The 1,058-nt window shown below is 25.1% G+C and carries 1 protein-coding gene; it reads right to left on the bottom strand.

All coding sequences use genetic code 11. The annotated features are described in order from the left end of the window. Window positions 1–466: 466 nt before the first annotated feature. A partial coding sequence (locus tag ACTHW2_RS01460; RefSeq protein WP_442261941.1) for a YihY/virulence factor BrkB family protein occupies window positions 467–1,058 on the bottom strand: 592 nt, incomplete at its 5' end.

Raw genomic sequence — 1,058 nt, 5'->3', positions numbered from 1 at the left:
TGAAATATCTCCTTTTTCTACTTTTATCTCTTTTCCTTTTATATCCTTTCCTGAACTAAGCCTAAAGGTTAAAAATACAATTAAAGCTATAGCTGCAATTCCTACAGACCATTTAATTATGTTTTTCTTTTTCACTTTTTCTCCTCCAATTCTAATGACATAATATATTTTACCCGAATACAATATAAATTAACAAAGTTACATCTACTAAATTTGAAATTATAGAGAATAAGTGTGTTAATTTATATTTGAATAATTCAACTATTTATTCATTGATTTCATCCTCTATAAGAGCTATGTGGAACTTATTAAACACCATTGTCTCCAGAGGCCTAATTGGTTTTCTTGTTGATAAATTTTTTTATTCTAGAAAATAAATTAATTAAATTTAAAAAGTGTATTTGTAAACTAAATATTTAGTTTACAAATACACTTTTTTATCTTTATAGTATAAAATCTTTTAATCTTATTTTTTTATCATTTTTATTCTTTTGTTTTTCTTGTTTTTCATAGATAAAAGTGTTGCATTTACTTCAGCACCAAGTACTATAACTATACTACTCATATAAAGCCATATTAAAAATACTATAACCCCTCCAAGGCTTCCATATGTTTTAGAATAGTTGCCAAAATTATTTACATAAAATGAAAAAGCAAATGATAAGACAACCCAAAACAAACTTGCAAAGATAGCACCTGGTATACTTTCAGAAAATTTTATCTTTACATCCTCTTTTAAAGATGGAGAATACTTATAAAGTATAGTAATTGAAAGAATCATAAATACTAATGGAATTAAAATTTTTAATATCTTCCATATAGCAACAGTTGCCCATGTGTAAGAAACAAACACAGCATTAAATATAACTTCTCCAAATATTAATATTGTAAAGGCAAGTATAAGAATTAAAAAAAGTCCAATTGTAAATAATATAGAAATACCTTTTAATTTCATATATGGTCTATCTTCATCTAAATCAAAAGCTCTATTTACAGCTTTCATAACAGCCATAACTCCATTTGAAGAAGACCAAATACTACCTATTGCACCAAATGAT

The sequence above is a fragment of the Tissierella sp. genome, assembly GCF_052089545.1.
Taxonomy (GTDB): Bacteria; Bacillota; Clostridia; order Tissierellales; family Tissierellaceae; genus Tissierella_A.
The sequence above is the reverse complement of the archived record's forward strand: the minus strand, read 5'-3'. Positions and strand labels throughout refer to the sequence as shown.